17 protein-coding genes are annotated in these 17,361 nt (G+C 71.8%); 10 read left to right on the forward strand and 7 right to left on the reverse strand.

Annotated features, from left to right (window positions below; translation table 11 throughout):
* Window positions 1-113: 113 nt before the first annotated feature.
* From ABIE45_RS04155 to ABIE45_RS04170, 4 genes are all read right to left on the reverse strand, one after another.
* Window positions 114-968: an alpha/beta fold hydrolase gene (locus ABIE45_RS04155; protein ID WP_192710403.1), complete on the reverse strand. Its 855-nt coding sequence runs from the start codon at window positions 966-968 to the stop codon at window positions 114-116.
* A 26-nt stretch (window positions 969-994) separates the two neighbouring features.
* Entirely contained in the window at window positions 995-1,855 is an 861-nt protein-coding gene (dapD, locus tag ABIE45_RS04160) for a 2,3,4,5-tetrahydropyridine-2,6-dicarboxylate N-succinyltransferase (protein ID WP_192710402.1), read from the reverse strand.
* A gap of 35 nt (window positions 1,856-1,890) precedes the next feature.
* Window positions 1,891-2,406: a Crp/Fnr family transcriptional regulator gene (locus ABIE45_RS04165; protein ID WP_192710401.1), complete on the reverse strand. Its 516-nt coding sequence runs from the start codon at window positions 2,404-2,406 to the stop codon at window positions 1,891-1,893.
* Between the two features lie 66 nt (window positions 2,407-2,472).
* Complete coding sequence (locus ABIE45_RS04170) at window positions 2,473-3,159, reverse strand: response regulator transcription factor (RefSeq protein ID WP_192710400.1); 687 nt, start codon at window positions 3,157-3,159, stop codon at window positions 2,473-2,475.
* Between the two features lie 349 nt (window positions 3,160-3,508).
* On the opposite strand from ABIE45_RS04170, the gene ABIE45_RS04175 reads away from it, so the two are divergent.
* Window positions 3,509-4,075: a L,D-transpeptidase family protein gene (locus ABIE45_RS04175; protein ID WP_192710399.1), complete on the forward strand. Its 567-nt coding sequence runs from the start codon at window positions 3,509-3,511 to the stop codon at window positions 4,073-4,075.
* Window positions 4,076-4,148: 73 nt separating this feature from the next.
* On the opposite strand, the gene ABIE45_RS04180 is transcribed toward ABIE45_RS04175, so the two are convergent.
* Window positions 4,149-5,021, reverse strand: coding sequence for a LysR substrate-binding domain-containing protein (locus ABIE45_RS04180; RefSeq protein ID WP_192710398.1), 873 nt, complete (start codon window positions 5,019-5,021; stop codon window positions 4,149-4,151).
* Between the two features lie 94 nt (window positions 5,022-5,115).
* Here ABIE45_RS04180 and ABIE45_RS04185 point away from each other — a divergent pair, with 94 nt between their 5' ends.
* Both ABIE45_RS04185 and ABIE45_RS04190 read left to right on the forward strand, forming a co-directional pair.
* A complete protein-coding gene (locus ABIE45_RS04185; protein ID WP_192710397.1) occupies window positions 5,116-5,334 on the forward strand; it encodes a hypothetical protein in 219 nt (72 codons plus the stop codon).
* Window positions 5,335-5,350: 16 nt separating this feature from the next.
* Window positions 5,351-6,055 (forward strand): YoaK family protein, encoded by a 705-nt coding sequence (locus ABIE45_RS04190; RefSeq protein ID WP_192710396.1) that lies wholly within the window; start codon window positions 5,351-5,353, stop codon window positions 6,053-6,055.
* Between the two features lie 68 nt (window positions 6,056-6,123).
* Here ABIE45_RS04190 and ABIE45_RS04195 read toward each other — a convergent pair whose 3' ends face one another.
* Entirely contained in the window at window positions 6,124-6,831 is a 708-nt protein-coding gene (locus ABIE45_RS04195) for a YggS family pyridoxal phosphate-dependent enzyme (RefSeq protein ID WP_192710493.1), read from the reverse strand.
* 454 nt (window positions 6,832-7,285) lie between these two features.
* Here ABIE45_RS04195 and leuS point away from each other — a divergent pair, with 454 nt between their 5' ends.
* Window positions 7,286-9,871, forward strand: coding sequence for a leucine--tRNA ligase (gene leuS / locus ABIE45_RS04200; RefSeq protein WP_192710395.1), 2,586 nt, complete (start codon window positions 7,286-7,288; stop codon window positions 9,869-9,871).
* Between the two features lie 353 nt (window positions 9,872-10,224).
* Here leuS and mtnA read toward each other — a convergent pair whose 3' ends face one another.
* Window positions 10,225-11,340 carry an S-methyl-5-thioribose-1-phosphate isomerase gene (gene mtnA, locus ABIE45_RS04205; protein ID WP_192710394.1) on the reverse strand — a complete coding sequence of 372 codons (1,116 nt, stop codon included), beginning with the start codon at window positions 11,338-11,340 and terminating at the stop codon, window positions 10,225-10,227.
* Between the two features lie 192 nt (window positions 11,341-11,532).
* On the opposite strand from mtnA, the gene ABIE45_RS04210 reads away from it, so the two are divergent.
* The 6 genes from ABIE45_RS04210 (at window position 11,533) to ABIE45_RS04235 (ending at window position 17,352) form a co-directional block, all read left to right on the forward strand.
* Window positions 11,533-14,187: a DNA translocase FtsK gene (locus ABIE45_RS04210; RefSeq protein ID WP_192710393.1), complete on the forward strand. Its 2,655-nt coding sequence runs from the start codon at window positions 11,533-11,535 to the stop codon at window positions 14,185-14,187.
* A gap of 352 nt (window positions 14,188-14,539) precedes the next feature.
* Window positions 14,540-15,022, forward strand: a complete 483-nt coding sequence (locus tag ABIE45_RS04215; RefSeq protein WP_192710392.1) for an Hsp20 family protein — start codon at window positions 14,540-14,542, stop codon at window positions 15,020-15,022.
* A gap of 136 nt (window positions 15,023-15,158) precedes the next feature.
* Complete coding sequence (locus ABIE45_RS04220) at window positions 15,159-15,680, forward strand: Hsp20/alpha crystallin family protein (RefSeq protein ID WP_192710391.1); 522 nt, start codon at window positions 15,159-15,161, stop codon at window positions 15,678-15,680.
* A 126-nt stretch (window positions 15,681-15,806) separates the two neighbouring features.
* Window positions 15,807-16,226 carry a hypothetical protein gene (locus ABIE45_RS04225; RefSeq protein WP_192710390.1) on the forward strand — a complete coding sequence of 140 codons (420 nt, stop codon included), beginning with the start codon at window positions 15,807-15,809 and terminating at the stop codon, window positions 16,224-16,226.
* A 13-nt stretch (window positions 16,227-16,239) separates the two neighbouring features.
* Window positions 16,240-16,584 carry a hypothetical protein gene (locus ABIE45_RS04230; protein WP_192710389.1) on the forward strand — a complete coding sequence of 115 codons (345 nt, stop codon included), beginning with the start codon at window positions 16,240-16,242 and terminating at the stop codon, window positions 16,582-16,584.
* A gap of 24 nt (window positions 16,585-16,608) precedes the next feature.
* Entirely contained in the window at window positions 16,609-17,352 is a 744-nt protein-coding gene (locus ABIE45_RS04235) for an NADH dehydrogenase ubiquinone Fe-S protein 4 (protein ID WP_192710388.1), read from the forward strand.
* The last annotated feature ends 9 nt before the right edge of the window (window positions 17,353-17,361 follow it).

Raw genomic sequence — 17,361 nt, forward strand, 5'->3', positions numbered from 1 at the left:
AACCTGCGGGCCAGTCCCGCTGCCGGACGAACGGCTCAACCGGCCCGCTCAGTCCCTGCACAGGCGGGCGATCCTGTCCAGATGGGGCCCGTCGCGCCCTGCGCTGAGGGACGTCAGCCCGCCCGGATCGCGGCCGCCACGGCCTCCGGATGCTCCTCGTGCGGGCTCAGCGCGCCGGGGATCACCGCGCCCGTCACCCGGCCGCCGGCGATCAGGGCGTCCATCTCGGCCCCTGAGCGGCGCGGGGCGCCCTCGGGCCGCAGCACCAGGATCGGCGGCAGGGCCGCGTCGAACAGGTCGAGGAAGGCCGCGCGGCTGGCCACAGGGTCGAGGCCGCCGGTGACGAAGGCCGCGGTGCCGAACCGGCCGTTGCGCTGGCGGGTGATCGCGTGCTTGTCGCGGACCACGGCCGGTGTGACGCGGGCCGCGTCGGCGTAGACATGGGCGCGCATCATCCGGCCGATGATCGGCGGGCTGATGTTGATCCGGTAGAGCGCCTCGCCGAGGATCGGGGCCTCCACGGCCCGGCGGATGCGCGGGAACCAGTGCGCGCGGCCCGGCATCGCGGTGGGCAGCGGCCCCCGCCAGGTCGGCGCCACCAGGACCAGCCGGGCGAAGGTGCCGGGATGGCGCCGCGCCACCGCCACGAGGTAGCCGGCGGCATGGCCGGCCGCGACGCCGAGCGCGTAGGGGCCGGGCGCGGCTTCGATCAGCGCGTCCAGGAAGGCGTGGAACGTCTCCGGGGCCAGCGGCACCCAGTCCCGCGGCCGGGCGCCGAAGCCCGGCCAGTCGGGGATGCGGCAGCGATACCCGGTCTCCAGTGCGCGGGCGAGGTCGCGCATCTCGGCCCGCGCCGAGATGGTCGAGAGGGCCGGGAGCAGGAGCGCGTCCTGCCCCTGGCCGATCACGTCGCAGGGCGTCGGCACCGGCCGGCCCGCCACCGTGAGGCTCAGCGCCTGCGTCTCCATCGGGCCGCCCTCGAGTCCCAGAAGAATCAGGTGCGGAGCAGCTCGTTGATCGCGGTCTTCGAGCGGGTGCCGGCATCGACGCGCTTCACGATCACCGCGCAGTACAGGCCCGGGCCGGGCGAGCCGTCCGGCAGCGCCTTGCCGGGCATCGTGCCCGAGACGACGACCGAGTAGGGCGGCACGCGGCCGTACATGACCTCGCCGGTGGTCCGGTCCACGATCTTGGTCGAGGCGCCGATATAGACGCCCATCGACAGGACGCTACCCTGGCCGACGATCACGCCCTCCGCCACCTCGGCGCGGGCGCCGATGAAGCAATCGTCCTCGATGATCACCGGGTTGGCCTGGAGCGGCTCCAGCACGCCCGCGATGCCGGCGCCGCCCGAGATGTGGCAGTTCTTGCCGACCTGCGCGCAGGAGCCGATCGTCACCCAGGTGTCGACCATCGTGCCCTCGCCGACATGGGCGCCGAGATTGACGAAGCTCGGCATCAGCACGGCGCCCGGCGCGATGTAGGAGCCGCGGCGGACGAAGCAGCCCGGCACGGCGCGCAGGCCCGCGGCGCGGAACTCGGCCTCGCCCCAGCCGGCGAACTTGGAGGCGACCTTGTCCCACCAGGGCGCGCCGCCGGGGCCGCCCTCGATCGCCGCCATGTCGTTGAGGCGGAAGGAGAGCAGCACCGCCTTTTTCAGCCACTGGTTGACGACCCAATCCTGGTTGCCGCTCTTCTCGGCGACGCGGGCCTTGCCGGAATCGAGCAGGTCCAGGGCCGCCTCGACCGCCTCGCGCACCGCGCCCCGGGTGGCGGTCGAGATGTTGGCGCGGTCCTCCCAGGCGGCTTCGATGGTCTGGGCGAGATCGGAATGGGGCTTGCCGGCCTGGGACATGGACGGGTCAGAACTCTTGCGGCGGGAGCCCGTGCTTACAAGCGGTCACCGGGGCTGTCACCTGGGCTCTCACCCGGGCTCTCACCCGGAGCGATGCCATCGATCGCCGCGAGCAGCGCGCGCACCTGATCGAGATCGGCCACGAGACCGGCGAGGTCGTCCGCGAGGGTGTCGTGGACGGCCTGGGCGGCGCCGGGGAATTCCTCCAGCACGCGGCGCATCAGGGTCGGGGTGATCCGCATGACCTCGGCGGTGCCCTCGGCCCGGGCCTCGGTCGGGCGCGTGCCGCGCACGAACAGGGCGAGCTGCCCGATCAGCGCCGCGCGCCCGGCCCGGACCGGCTCGGCCCCCGCGCCCCGCGGCTCAAGCCGGATCGTGCCCGACATCACCACGAAGCCGCCATCGGCCGGGTCGCCGCGGGAGAACAGCAGGTCGCCATCCGTCAGTTCGCGCCGCTCGGCCGCGAAGGTCAGCAGGCGCAGGGCATCCCGGTCGAGGAAGCCGAACAGCGGCGCGGCTGCGAGGATCGCGATGTCGTCGTCGAGCCCCAAGAACGCCTCACCACCCTGCGCGCACGCGAACCTATTCGGATCGCCTACACGGAAAACTTCATTTCGTCAGGGCAGCAACTTGTATCCACCGCCCTCCGTCACGAGGATCGCGGCGGTGGCAGGGTTGGGCTCGATCTTCTGGCGCAGCCGGTAGATATGCGTCTCCAGCGTGTGGGTGGTGACGTGTGCGTTGTAGCCCCAGACCTCGGCCAGCAGCGTGTCGCGGTTCACCACCGCCCGGCCCGCCCGGTAGAGGAAGCGCAGGATCGCGGTCTCCTTCTCGGTGAGCTTGAGCTTCGAGCCGCGCTCGCCGACCAGCAGCTTGGCCCCCGGCCGGAACGTGTAGGGACCGATCTGGAAGACCGCATCCTCGGAGGCCTCGTGGCTGCGCAGGTGCGCGCGGATGCGGGCCAGCAGGATGCCGAACTTGAACGGCTTGGTCACGTAATCGTTGGCGCCGGCCTCCAGCCCCTCGACGTGATCCGCCTCCGAATCCTGGGCGGTGAGCATGATCACCGGGCCGCGGTATCCGGCCGCCCGCATCCGGCGCACGGCCTCGCGCCCGTCGAGATCGGGCAGGCCGACATCCATCACCGCGAGGTCGATGCGCTCGGCGGCCACCCGCCGGATCGCGTCCGCGGCGTTCGCCTCGGTGATCACCGAGAAATCCTCGCAGAGGTCGAGCTGCTCGGTGAGGGTGTCGCGCAGGATCGCGTCGTCGTCGCAGATCAGCAGGCGGTAGGCATTCGGCATCGTCCGGGTCCCAGAGCAGGCTGCGGAAGGGAAGGGCCGCCTTCCGGGCGCAGCGTGCGATGACTGATGGTCTCAGCAGGATCGCGCGTCGCGACTTTGCCGAGGGTATTGTTTCCGCATCATTGTCCGTGCCGGGCGGCGCGCGCCGTGATTCGAGGGCGTCGGCCGCGCCAGGCGTGGCGGCTTCGCTCCCAATCCCGGATCGGCCGCCCGGTTTCCGGCCAAGGATAGGGCAACGTTTGTGGCCGGAAACTGCCTTGTGCGCAATTGTTCACCGGATTCAAACTGCGAATCCCGGACCTGAGACCCGCCGTTCCGCTTCGGTGGACCAGGCTGAGAGGGGGTAGCCGTGCGTCGAGGACGAAATGAGGAGCCCGGCTCGGTCCGCCTGAGCCTGGGCGAGATCCGCGTGCGGGCGACGGTCGGGGACCGGCGGCGGGGCCAGCTCCTGGTTGGTCCGACGGTGATTCCCTGCGCCCTCGGGGCCGGGGGAATCGTCATCGCCAAGCGCGAGGGCGACGGCGGCTCGCCGCGGGGCCGCTTCCGCCTGCGGGGCGGCGCCTACCGGCCCGATCATCTCGGGGTCCGCCCGCGCACGGCGCTGCCGCTCCGGGCGACCCGGCCCGAGGACGGCTGGTGCGACGACCGGCGGGACCGCCGCTACAACCGGCCGATCCGCCTGCCGGCGCCGGGGGTCAGCGCCGAATCGATGTGGCGGGGCGACGGGCTCTACGACGTGGTGATCGACCTCGACTACAACCGCGCCCCGATCCGGAAGGGGCGGGGCTCGGCGATCTTCCTGCACATCGCCCGCGACGGCTACCGCCCTACGGAGGGCTGCGTCGCCCTGGCCCGGGCCGACCTGCTGCGGCTGCTCCGGCGCCTCGGGCCGCGGACGCATCTGCGGATCGGCTGAGCCCGGCTCGGCGGCAGCGCGACGCTGAGCGCGATAACCTGACCGCGCAGATGGCTCGGGGCCTGCGCGCCGTTCAGGACGGACCAGCACCCTGAAGCTCGACCGTGCTCGCCAGGATCGCCTCCTGCAGCGCCGTGGCCAGATGGTGGTGGCGGCCCGGGCCGAGCACGACGAATTCGACCTCTCCGAGTGCGGGCAGGCCCGCCGAGTCGGGGATCGCGGCCAGCCCTGGCGGCAGGACCTTGGCCGAGTGTGGCGCGATGCCCAGGCCGGCCTCGACGGCGGCGCGCAGCCCCATCAGGCTGCCGCTGGTGCAGGCAATCCGCCAGGATCGACCCGCCGCCTCAAGGGCATCGAGCGCCAGCGTGCGGGTCATCGAGGGTGGGGGATAGAGCACCAAGGGCAAGGGCTGCCCCGGATCCGGAACGAAGCCGGGCCGTCCCGTCCAGATCAGCTCCTCCGTCCAGGCCATCGTGCCGCGCGGATCGCCGCGCCGGCGCTTGCAGAAGATCACGTCCAAGTCGCCGGCATCGTAGCTTTGATAGAGCGCCCGGCTCAGCCCGACCGTGATCTGCAGATCCACAGCATCGTGACGATCGGCGAAGCGTGCGAGGACACGGCCCAGGGTTGCGAGGGTGTAGTCCTCCGAGACACCAAGCCGGATGCGGCCGCGCAGGCCGCTCGGCGAGAAGAAAGCGCACAGCCGGTCCTGCGCCTGCACGACGTCGTGCGCGAAGCCGATCAGGGCCTGGCCATCCGGCGTCGGGGCGACCCGATGGGTATCCCGCATCAGCAGGGAGCGGCCGAGAGCCTGTTCCAGCCGCGCGATATGCCCGCTGACCGTGGATTGCCGCAGCCCCAGCGACTGCGCCGCGCCCGTGAAGCTGCTGCTCTCGACGACGGCCAGGAAGGAGCGGAGCAGTGCGATGTTCGGAGGGCCCATCATGATTCATGATAACCGATATCGGTCACGCTGCGGCGCGGGCCGGCTTAAGGTCCGGGCCGAGCCCGTTGCAGAGCCCAGCCGCCGAGCCTCGTCCATGTCCGCACCCGTGCTCATGACAACGCTTTTCGTCGGCGGCTTGGTCGCGATCCCGACGCTCGGGAAGTGGGCGCAGCAGGTCACCGAGGCACTCGCCTTCCTCCTGGCGGTCATCATCGTGATGGGTGCGGCCCTGTATCTCTGCGCGCGCTGGCCGGATTACTACGCCAATCCGCAGATGCCGGTCGCCGCGACCGAACCTGCGGGCGCCGACTGACGTCGGGGTGCGTCGCGTGCGCTTGCAGAACACGGGTTGCGGCGCGGCCACCGGGGCTGCCCTCGCCTTCGTCGCCGGCTTCGTCGACGCCGCGGCCTTCATCGCGCTGACCGGCCTGTTCACGGCCCACGTCACCGGAAACTTCGTCCTGATCGGCGCCGAGCTGGTCGCAAGCTCAAGCGGCGTGCTGGCCAAGCTCCTGGCGCTGCCCGTCTTCGTCGGGGCAGTGGCGGGCGCGCGGGTTCTGGCGCTGCTGCTGGAGCGGCAGGGACGCGCGCCGTTGCCCTGGCTGCTCGCCGTCGAACTGGGCCTGCTCGCGGGCTTCGGCCTGTGCGGCACGCTGGCGGCGCCGCTGGGGGCGGCGGACGGCGCCCCGGCCATCGCCGTCGGCATGTTGGCGGTCGCCGCCATGGGCCTGCAGAACGCCATCGGCCGCCTCTCCCTCGGCCATCTCGCGCCCACGACGGTGATGACGGTGAGCGTGAGCCAAGCCGTCATCGACGCGACGGACTTGGTCCTGCGGCGGGCCGAGGATCGCGATCAGACCCGCCGGCGGTTTCTGCGCGTGCTGCCGGCCATCGCGGCCTTTGCCGCAGGCGCGCTGTGCGGAGCCTTCGGGATCGCGCATCTCGCCTTCGGCTGTGTCGTCCTCCCGCTCGGAATCCTGATGGCCCTGGTCATCCTGGCCGTGGCGCCGGCTGAAGCGAACGCCGCTCCGTAACGTGTCCTGACCGACTGTGACATCGACCGGGCCGTTTCGGTTCGGCCCTTGGAACCCGTCGGGTGCCGCTACCCTTTCGGTAGCCGCGCCCCGAAGATCGCGGTCCCGACCCGGACATGGGTGGCGCCGAGCTGGATCGCCGCCGGGAAGTCGGCGCTCATGCCCATGGACAGGATCGGCAGGTTGTGCGCCTTCGCCAGCCGGGCCAGCTGGGCGAAATGGGCCGAGGGCGGATCCTCCGCGGGGGGGATGCACATCAGCCCCTGGATCGCGAGCCCGTGGGTCTCGCGGCATTCGGACAGCAGGGTGTCGAGCTGGTCCGGCAGGACGCCGCCCTTCTGAGGCTCGGCGCCGGTATTGACCTGGATCAGCAGCTTCGGGGTCCGGCCGGACCGGTCGATCTCCTTGGCGAGCGCCGCCGCGAGCGACAGCCGGTCGAGGGAGTGGATCACGTCGAACAGCGCCACCGCCTCCCGGGCCTTGTTCGACTGTAGCGGCCCGACGAGGTGCAGCTCCACATCCGGGAAGCGGGCGCGCAGGTCCGGCCATTTCGCCGTGGATTCCTGGACGTAGTTCTCGCCGAACACCCGCTGCCCGGCCTTGAGGGCGGGCAGGATGCCGTCGGCCGGCACGGTTTTGGAGATGGCCACCAGCTGGACCTCGGCCGGATCGCGCTCCGAATCCTCGGCGGCCCGGGCGATCGCCGCCCGCACCTCGGCAAGCCCGGCGGCGACGTCGGCCTGCCCGACCGGGGGCTTCTCCGTCCGGTGCCCCATCCCGTCCGTCGCCGGAGCGTTCGTGTCGGTGATCGCGTCGTCCATGCCTGCCTGTCCTATCGCTGCCGGACGCCGATCCTGCGCCCAACTGTACACGACCCGAGAACGGACCCCTCCGGGAGGCGCTTCTCCAACCCCAAACCCTCATCCTGAGGTGCCGGAGCGCAACGGAGGCCTCGGAGGAGACCTCCAGATGGCGCGGCGATCCCTGGAATCCTCCTTCGAGGCCCGCTCACGCGGGCACCTCAGGATGAGGGACGAGATCGGGAGCACCCCGGCGCAGGCTCTCGGTGTGGTCTGTGTCCTGTCATGCCGACCTATGCGTTCGCGCGCCCCGCGCAAGCCCGAATCGCGCGCCGCGTTGACCGGCTGCGGCGCAGATATGCTATCGCGGCGCAACCGTGCCGTGGTCATCCTTCGGAATGACCGACGAGCCCCTGACCCAGCCGGATCCATGACCACCAGCACCGCCCCCCAGCCCGTCGAGCGCTACAACGCCAAGGATGCCGAGCCGCGCTGGCAGGAGGCCTGGGCCGAGAAGCGCCTGTTCGAGACCGACAATTCCGACCCCCGCCCGAAATACTACGTGCTGGAGATGTTCCCCTACCCGTCGGGGCGCATCCACATGGGCCATGTCCGCAACTACGCGATGGGCGACGTGGTCGCCCGCTACAAGCGCGCCCGCGGCTTCAACGTCCTGCACCCAATGGGCTGGGACGCCTTCGGGTTGCCGGCCGAGAACGCCGCCATGGAGCGCAAGGTCAACCCGCGGGATTGGACCTACGCCAACATCGCCTCGATGCGCGACCAGCTGAAGGCCATGGGCCTGTCGCTCGATTGGAGCCGGGAGATCGCGACCTGCGATCCCGACTACTACAAGCACCAGCAGCGCATGTTCCTCGACTTCCTGGGCAAGGGCCTTGTCACCCGCCGCACCGCCAAGGTGAACTGGGACCCGGTCGACCACACGGTGCTGGCCAACGAGCAGGTGATCGACGGGCGCGGCTGGCGCTCCGGCGCCCTGGTGGAGCAGCGCGAGCTGACCCAGTGGTTCTTCAAGATCACCGACTTCGCCGAGGACCTGCTGACCGCCCTCGACGGGCTGGATCGCTGGCCGGAGAAGGTCCGGCTGATGCAGAAGAACTGGATCGGCCGCTCGGAAGGCCTGGAGGTTCAGTTCAGCCTCGCCCAGCCGGTGGCCGGTGCCGCCGACACGGTGACCGTCTACACGACCCGGCCCGACACGCTGTTCGGCGCCAAGTTCCTGGCGATCGCGGCCGACCACCCCCTGGCCGCCGCTCTGGCCGAGGGACGGCCGGAGCTGCAGACCTTCATCGAGGAGTGCCGCCGCACCGGCACCGCCCAGGCCGCGATCGACACCGCCGAGAAGCACGGCTTCGACACCGGCCTCACGGTCCGCCATCCCCTGGACCCGTCCTGGGAGCTGCCGGTCTACGTGGCGAACTTCGTGCTGATGGAATACGGCACCGGTGCGGTGTTCGGCTGCCCGGCGCACGACCAGCGCGACCTCGACTTCTCGAACAAGTACGGGCTCGGCAACACGCCCGTGGTCTGCCCCGAGGGCCAGGACCCGGCGAGTTTCGTGATTACCGACACCGCCTATGTCGAGGACGGGCGGATGATCAACTCGCGCTTCCTCGACGGGATGAGCACGGACGAGGCCTTCGAGGCTGTGGCCCGGCGACTGGAAGGGGAGGGGGTCGCCAAGCGCAAGGTCCAGTTCCGCCTTCGCGACTGGGGCGTCTCCCGGCAGCGCTACTGGGGCTGCCCGATCCCGATCATCCACTGCGACAGCTGCGGCCCAGTCCCGGTGCCGGTGGCCGACCTGCCTGTGAAGCTGCCGGAGGAGGTGTCCTTCGACCAGCCCGGCAACCCGCTTGAGCGGGACGCCGCGTGGCGCAACGTGCCCTGCCCGCATTGCGGCGCGGCGGCCCGGCGCGAGACCGACACGATGGACACGTTCGTCGATTCGTCCTGGTACTACGCCCGCTTCACCGCGCCCTGGCTGGCGGACGCGCCCACCGACCGCGCGGTAGTCGATCGCTGGCTGGCGGTGGACCAGTATATCGGCGGCATCGAGCACGCGATCCTGCACCTGCTCTACGCCCGTTTCTTCATGCGGGCGATGCGCGAGACCGGCTGGGCCGGCGTCGCAGAGCCGTTCGCCGGCCTGTTCACGCAGGGCATGGTGGTCCACGAGACCTACAAGGACGCGGCCGGTGCCTGGGTGCCCCCGGCCGAGATCCGCTTCGCCACCGAGGAGGGCGAGCGCCGCGCGTTTCACGTGAAAACTCAAGCGCCGATCGCGATCGGCCCGATCGAGAAGATGTCGAAGTCGAAGAAGAACGTGGTCGATCCCGACGACATCATCGCGAGCTACGGGGCCGACACGGCGCGCTGGTTCATGCTGTCCGACTCGCCGCCCGAGCGCGACGTGATCTGGACCGAGGAGGGCGTGCAGGGCGCGGCCCGGTTTGTCCAGAAGGTCTGGCGGCTGGTGAACGCGGCCGGGCAGGCGAAAGGCGACGGCGCCGCGGATCTGCTGCTGCGCAAGGCCGCCCACCGGGCTTTGGCTTCCGTGCAGGACGATATCGAGCGCCTGCGCTTCAACCGCTGCGTCGCCCACATCTACACCCTGGCCAACGCCCTGGAGGACGGCCTGCGCGGCCCGGCCTCGCCAGCCGTCGCCAAGGAGGCGGCCGGGATCCTGGTGCAGCTCATCGCCCCAATGATGCCCCACCTCGCCGAGGAATGCTGGTCCGTCCTCGGTGGCGGCGGCCTCGTGGCCCAGGCGCCCTGGCCCGAGACCGAGGCGGGGCTCCTCGTCGAGGACGAGATTACCCTGCCGGTGCAGATCAACGGCAAGAAGCGCGCGGACGTCACCGTGCCGCGCGACGCCAACGCCCAGGCCGTGGAGGCCGCGACCCTGGCGCTGGCAGCGGTCCAGACGATCCTGGAGGGGAGGGCGCCCCGGAAGGTGATCGTGGTGCCGGGGCGGATCGTGAACTTGGTGGTGTGAGGCGTCGGTCGGCCGATCCCATCCGGGATCTACGCCGACCCACCCTCTATCCTCATCCTGAGGTGCTGGCGCGCGGCGAGCGCCGGTCCGCCCCACCCTGCGCAACCGGGCTCTTGCGGCCCGAGCAACTGTCCGGGGTTGTGGAATGGATGGACAGGCATCCGAGTTGAGGTGCGGGCTTCAAAGCCCCAGGATGGGCCGGCGTCCCGCCCGTCGCCGCAGACCTGATCCTACCAGATCGGACCCCGGATGACTTTCAAGGATGCGGGCGCGGGTCGGAGGCCGGCACAGGACTCGGCACCGCCCCGGTGTCGCTCGGGATAACGCGGCCGGAACAGCTCCGAACCGGGCTCTCACGCCGCGTTGCGGCGCTCCGGATAGAGCCCGTACAGGCCCTCGCGGCTCGCGTCGCAGACGCCGCGCTCGGTGATGATCCCGGTCATCAGCCGGGCCGGCGTCACGTCGAAGGCCGGGTTGGCCACCGGGCTGCCGGGCGAGACCACCTCGATCGTGGCGAAACCGCCATCGGCGAGCCGCCCGGTCATGTGGGTGACCTCGCGCCCGTCGCGCTCCTCGATCGGGATCTCCCTGACGCCGTCGTCGAGCGTCCAATCGATGGTCGAGAACGGCAGCGCCGCGTAGAACGGCACGCCGGTATCGTGGGCGGCGAGCGCCTTCAGGTAGGTGCCGATCTTGTTGCAGACGTCGCCCGAGGCCGTGGTCCGGTCCGAGCCGACGATGCAGAGATCGACCTGACCGTGCTGCATCAGGTGGCCGCCGGCATTGTCGGCGATCACCGTGTGGGGCACGCCGTGGCCGTTGAGCTCGAAGGCGGTCAGCGCCGCGCCCTGGCTGCGCGGCCGGGTCTCGTCGACCAGCACGTGGACCGGCACGCCCTGCTCGTGGGCGGCGTAGATCGGCGCGAGCGCCGTTCCCCAATCCACCGTGGCGAGCCAGCCGGCATTGCAATGGGTCAGCACCGTGATCGGCTTGTCGCCGCCCTTGGCCCCGCCCTTGGCCCTGTGCAGGTCGGCGATGATCCGGCTGCCATGGGCGCCGATCGATCGGCAGCTCGCCACGTCCTCCTCGGCGATGCGGCCGGCCTCCGCGAAGGCGCGGGCGAAGCGCTCGCCCGGCTGGACCTGCCGCAGGTTGGCCGAGAGCCGGTCGAGCGCCCAGCGCAGGTTGATCGCGGTCGGACGGGTGGCGGCCAGCGTCGCCACCGCCCGGTCGATCCCGTCGAGGGAGGCATCCGCCCGCATGGCGAGGGCCAGCCCGTAGGCGGCGGTGACGCCGATCAGCGGCGCGCCGCGCACGATCATGGTGCGGATCGCCACCGCGGCGTCGTCCAGCGTGGCCAGCCGCTTCAGCTCGAACGCGAAGGGCAGGCGCGTCTGGTCGATGACCTGGACGCTGACGCCGTCCGGGTCCGGGAAGATCGTGCGGTAGGGCTGGCCGTCGATGTTCATGGCCGGTCCTGTGCCACAGCGGGACGGGTTTTGCACCCTCCCGGATGATCCGGCGCCGGGGCCGGCACCGGAGCCGACATCGGATTGAGGACGCCCGTACGAGGGCCGGTCAGCCTTCCTCAACCTTAGCGGCTCGTTAAGGCCCCCGTGCCTAGCCTCTGGAGTACGTCCCCGTTTTGCGTCCGGTCCCGCATGCGCTCGCTTCGCCGTCCCGCATCGCCCTACGACACTTTCGTCGATAGCGTTCGCCCGTTCCTGGGCAAGCGCCTGACGGAACTCGGCGGCCTCGTGCTGTTCACCGGCGCGGTCGCCCTGACCGTGGCTCTGGCCACGTGGTCGATCGACGATCCGAGCCTGAACCACGCCACCGACCATGCGGCCCACAACGTCCTCGGCCAGCCGGGCGCCGTCGTGGCGGATCTCGCCATGCAGATCCTCGGTCTCGGCGCCCTCGCCTTCGTCCTGCCGCCGGTCCTCTGGGGCGTGCGGCTGATGCGCGAGCGCAACCTCCCTGACGGCGGCCTGCGCATCGCGCTCTGGATCATCGGCTTCTGCGCGGCGAGCGCGGTGGCGAGCGCGCTACCGCCGACGACGCGCTGGCCGCTGCCCACCGGCCTCGGCGGCGTGGCCGGCGACGGCCTGCTGTCGATGGCCCGGGTGATCGTCGGGGCGGTCTCGTCGGCGGCCGCGCATCTCGTCGGCTTCGGCTACGCCGCGGTGGCGATCCTCAGCCTGACCGGCGCCTGCCGTTTCGGAGCCGTGGAGGAGGACTCGCTCCACGACGAGCCCTATCCCGTCCGGCGCGCGCCGGTGCGGGGCCGCGACTCGAGCCGCGACGAGCGCGAGGATGCCGACGAGCCGAGCCTCGGCCTCGTCGGGGTCGGCGCCCTGGCGCAGGGGCTGATGGGCCTCCGCCACGCCGCCTCCGAGCGGATCGCGACCTGGCGCGCGGACCGGGCCGAACCTTTCGACGGCGCCTCGCCGGCCCTCGCGGCCCGGCGGGCCTTCACGGATGCGGACCTGCCCTGGGCCGACCACCTGCCGGAGGGCGCCCGGCCGGGCGCGGCCCGGCGCGAGCCCGTGTTCGACCCACAGGACGGGTCGCCAGTCCCGGCGGCGACCGCTCGCCGGGCCGTGCCGCTGCACGACGACGAGGACGAGGCGGAGGCGTTCGAGGCCCCGCAGCGCCCGGCCCCGTCGCGGACCGAGCCGGCCGCGTCCCGCGTCGCCCCGCCGCCCGCCGCGCCCGTGCCGGCCCGCCGCGCGCCGGCACCGCCGACCCGTCCCGAGGATTACGCCCTACCGGCCCTCGATCTGCTGGCTGCGCCGCGCGGCCCGTCGCCGGCGAGCCAGATCTCGGCGGACGCCCTGGAGCAGAACGCGACGCTGCTCGAGGCGACGCTCGGCGATTTCGGCGTGCGCGGCGACATCCTGGCGGTGCGGCCCGGTCCGGTCGTCACCCTCTACGAGCTCGAGCCCGCCCCCGGCACCAAGTCCAGCCGCGTGATCGCGCTGGCCGACGATATCGCCCGCTCCATGTCGGCGGTCTCGGCCCGCGTCGCGGTCGTCCCCGGCCGCAACGCCATCGGCATCGAATTGCCGAACGCCAAGCGCGAGACGGTGTACCTGCGCGAGCTGCTTTCGTCGGCCGATTTCGCCGAGAGCAAGCACAAGCTGGCTCTGTGTCTGGGCAAGAACATCGGCGGCGAGCCGATCATCGCCGACCTCGCGCGCATGCCGCACCTCTTGGTCGCCGGCACCACCGGCTCGGGCAAGTCGGTGGCGATCAACACGATGATCCTCAGCCTGCTCTACCGGCTCAAGCCGGAAGAGTGCCGCCTGATCATGGTCGATCCCAAGATGCTGGAGCTGTCGGTCTACGACGGCATCCCGCACCTGCTCTCTCCTGTGGTCACCGACCCCAAGAAGGCGGTGATCGCCCTTAAATGGGCCGTGCGCGAGATGGAGGAGCGCTACAAGAAGATGTCCAAGATCGCGGTCCGCAACATCGACGGCTACAACGCCCGGGTCGCCGAGGCGGCGGCGCGCGGCGAGGTCCTGACCCGGACCGTGCAGACCGGCTTCGACCGCCACACCGGCGAGGCGGTCTACGAGGACGAGGCGATGGACCTGGCGCCGCTGCCGTACATCGTGATCGTGGTCGACGAGATGGCCGACCTGATGATGGTGGCCGGCAAGGACATCGAGGGCGCGATCCAGCGGCTGGCGCAGATGGCGCGCGCGGCCGGCATCCACCTGATCATGGCCACCCAGCGCCCGTCGGTGGACGTGATCACCGGCACGATCAAGGCGAACTTCCCGACCCGGATCAGCTTCCAGGTGACCAGCAAGATCGATAGCCGCACGATCCTGGGCGAGATGGGCGCCGAGCAGCTTCTGGGCCAGGGCGACATGCTGTTCATGGCCGGCGGCGGGCGCACGACCCGCGTGCACGGGCCGTTCTGCTCGGACAGCGAGGTCGAGAGTGTGGTCGCCCACCTCAAGCGCCAGGGCCGGCCCAGCTACCTCGACGCCGTCACGGCGGATGAGGACGAGGGCGCGCCTGAGAAGGGCGGCAAGGGGAAGGCCGGCGCGGCCGAACTCGAACTCGACGGCGCGGTATTCGACCAGGGCTCCTTCGGCGAGGCCGGCGGCGACCTCTACGATCAGGCCGTGCAGGTGGTGCTGCGCGACCAGAAGGCCTCGACCAGCTACATCCAGCGCCGGCTGCAGATCGGCTACAACCGCGCCGCCTCGATCATGGAGCGGATGGAGATTGAGGGCATCGTCGGCCCGGCCAACCATGCCGGCAAGCGCGAGATCCTGGTGGAGGAGGCCGTCGGCTGATCATTGCGGGCGCTGGAGCCGCTCGCTCAGCTTTCCCGGCCGTCCCAGACGGAGCCTCCTCCTGAGGTGCCGGAGCGTAGCGGAGGCCTCGAAGGAGGCCTTCAACCGGCCGTGCGATCCCTGGATCCCTCCTTCGAGGCCGCTCCGCGGCACCTCGGGATGCGGTGTTCGGGTTGGAGTGCCCCGTCGCCCCCCTCTCGGCAGAGCGGCTAAAAAAATTGCTTCGGCTCGGAACCCGACCGCTATCCGCACGTTACGCGCGTGCGAGGCCTGGAAACGGGCTCGCAGCGAGGGCGCCGGGCTCGGTGTCCGGCGTCGCTTGTAGTCACGTTGCTCGTTGGAGGATGTGGTTATGAGGACTTACGACGTTTCGCCCCTGTTCCGGTCGTCCGTCGGGTTCGACCGTCTGTTCGAGCTGCTCAATCAGGCCGAGCGGGTCGAGGCATCGACCGCTTGGCCGCCCTACAACATCGAGAAGGTCGCCGAGGACCAGTACCGCATCACCATGGCGGTCGCGGGCTTCACGGCCGACGAGATCGAGCTGACCCAGCAGGACACCACGCTCCTGGTCTCGGGCCAGAAGGCCGCCCCGGAGGCCGAGACGCACTACCTCCACCGCGGGATCGCGGCGCGCAGCTTCCGCCAGACCTTCAACCTGGCCGAGCACGTGAAGGTCGTGGGGGCTTCCCTGGAGAACGGCCTGCTCACCGTCGCGCTGAAGCGCGAGGTGCCGGAGGCCCTGAAGCCCCGCCGCATCGCCATCGGCGGCACGACGGGCGTGTCCGGCCAGGACAATGCCCCGGCGCAGATCGCCCGCGAGGCCAAGGCGGCCTGATCCGCGGCGGGAGCCGCACGGCCGGCGTCCCGGGCCCGCCCGGGCGCCGCCGCACCCACCGATCGACATCCCTCACGGGTCCGCGGACCCGCGGGCCTGTTCCCACGACGGCATCGCTTTCGATGGAGATAGGACCATGAGCGTGAGAGATCTGATCCCCTGGAACCGCACCACCCCGGCCCCCGCGCCGGCCTCCCTGTCGAACGAGGCGGCCAGCCCCTTCCTGACGCTGCACCGCGAGATGAATCGGCTGTTCGACGATGTGTTCAGCGGGTTCGGCAGCCTACCGGGATTGGCGGACCGCACGCTCGGCTGGCCGAAGGTCGAGCTGGTGGAGGAGAACGGCGCGCTTCGGGTCTCCGCCGAGCTTCCCGGGCTCGACGAGGCGGACGTCGAGCTCCTGATCGCCGACGGCGTCCTCACCCTCAAGGGTGAGAAGCGCGCAGAGACCACCGACGCGGCGCGCGGCTACACGGAGCGCAGCTACGGCCGCTTCGAGCGCGCGATCGCCCTCCCCATCCCGGTGGCGGAGGACAAGGCCGAGGCAACGTTCCGCAACGGCGTCCTCACCGTGACGCTGCCGCGCGCCGCCGAGGCACCGGAGCGCCGACGCCGGATCGCGATCAACGGCAGCGCGACCCCGGCCGCCAAGCACTGAGCCGGGACCGAACGCGGCCGCCCCGGCGGCCGCGGGCGGGACGCATGACGCGGCGGCCGGCGCGACCCGAGCGGGCGTGCCGGCCGCCCAGCCTTTGCTCACGCCTTTGCTCACGTGGAGGATTGCATGCAGCCGATCGAAACATCGTTGCTCCAGCCCGACATCGAGCGCCTCGGTCCGGTGGCGGCGGCCAGCCTCAGGCCGCCGGCGATCGAGCCGTTCGAGGCCTTCGTGGCGCCGGGGGACGTCTTCCGGCATCCGCGCGAGGTGCTGGGCTATCCGGGCCTGTCGCGGGCCGAGAAACGGGCGATCCTGGCCTCCTGGGCCTCGGACGCGCGGGCCGTCGAGTCGTGCCCGGGCCTGCGCTGCCTGCCGGGCTGCCGGGCCGAGCCCGTGCCGCTCGACACGATCCTGGCCGCGCTCCAGGCGCTCGACGACGGCGCGGCACCGGCCGCACCCCCGGCGGCGCCCCAATCGCTGCGCTCGGGGGGCCTCTCGCGCCGCTGGCAGCGCGGCCCGGGGGGACGGGCGCGCGCGCTGAACTGAACCGGGGGCTGCCATGACGACCTTCGACCTGAAAGGCGGCCGCGGGCTCCGGTCCCGGCTCCGGCGCAGCCGGCGCGGATGGCCGGCGCGGACCACCGACGGAGCCGTGCTGGGCAGCTGGATCGCGTCGGCCGCGCTGTGCCTCGCCCTGGCCGCGCCCTGCCCGGCGCCGGCCCTGCCCTGGGTTCTGGCCGGCCTGCTGAGCCTGTCGGGCTTCGTCTGGCTCGGTCTGGCGATCACGCAGGCGGGGCCGCCGGCCGACGCTCCGCACCTGACCGCCTGGGACGCCGCGCTGCTCTCGTTCGCGGCCAGCTTCGGCGTGCAATCGGCGGCGCGCCTCGGCCTCTTCGGCGGCTGAGCGCGCCGAGACAGGGAGGCAACCATGCAGGATCAGACCATCGGACTCGGACACAACAACCCGCCCGCCGCATTGGACGCGCCGTGGCTCGCCGGCCGGCGGGCGCTGATCCGCCGCCGCGGGCCCTCCGTCGAGACCTTGGGCCGCGCCCGGGCCGACACCTGGGAACTCACCTTCGAGCGGCAGACGCCCCCGGAGATCGAGCCGCTGATGGGCTGGACCGGCGGGACCGACACGCTCGCCACGGAGGTGGTGCTGGCCTTCCCGACGCGGGCCCAGGCTGTGGCCTATGCCGAGCGCCAGGGCCTCGCCTACAGCGCCGGGCCCGAGCCGGCGGAGACGGCGCGGGCGAAGACCCTGCGGGTCTGGCGCGCGAACCGGCGCCCGGCACCGGCGCGCCCTCAGGGCCGCGCGACGACGCGGGACCGGCGCGCCAATGCGCCGAACTCGGCCAGCCTGCCCGATCTGGAGCGGGCCCTGGTCAACCCGGCGGCGGTGTTCGACACGCCGGCCGCCGTGCGCGACCATCCCCGGCTGCTGCGCCCGTGCAAGCGGGAGATCCTGCGGCGCTGGGCCTGGGACGAGTACCTGAAGGAGGTCGCCGCCGCCGAGGGTATGGCCGAGGGCGAGCCGTCGCGGCTCGACGACGTGACGGCGGCGCTCCTGGCGCTCGGAGAGACCTGGCGCCCGGATCCCGCCGCGCCCGCCGCCGCGCTGCCGGCAGCGCGTGAGGCGGACACGGAGGATCGGATCCGCGCGGCCGCTTGAGCGGGCGCC

The sequence above is a fragment of the Methylobacterium sp. OAE515 genome, assembly GCF_041806315.1.
Lineage (GTDB): Bacteria > Pseudomonadota > Alphaproteobacteria > Rhizobiales > Beijerinckiaceae > Methylobacterium > Methylobacterium tardum.